The sequence below is a fragment of the Streptomyces flavochromogenes genome, from assembly GCF_000717595.1.
GTDB classification, from domain to species: Bacteria; Actinomycetota; Actinomycetes; order Streptomycetales; family Streptomycetaceae; genus Streptomyces; species Streptomyces flavochromogenes.
The window spans coordinates 1-290 of sequence record NZ_JNZO01000129.1; the positions used below are offsets into that span (position 1 = coordinate 1).

Consider the following 290-nt stretch of genomic DNA (forward strand, 5'->3'; position numbering starts at 1 on the left):
GCTCCACCACCCGCTCACCCGGCCCGAAGGCCTGATAGCTGCAGAACACCGTGGACTCCGTCGGCCCGTACGCGTGCACCACCGACGTGTCCGGGCACGCGTCCAGCACCCGCTGGAGGGCAGGCGCGGAGAGGACATCGCCACCCGTCCAGATCTCCCGCAGCCCGGACAGGGACTCCACCGCCTCGGACGCCATCGCGTCGAAGAGGGCCGTCGTGAAGTACACGGCGGTGATCCCCTGTCGCGCGATCACCCGGGCCAGTTCGCCGATGTCCACCTTCGGCGCGCTG

General features: G+C 70.7%; 1 protein-coding gene. It reads right to left on the reverse strand.

Annotated features, from left to right (window positions below; translation table 11 throughout):
• Positions 1–290: AMP-binding protein (locus IF00_RS42325; RefSeq protein WP_158710612.1), on the reverse strand; the 290-nt coding region annotated here is incomplete at both ends.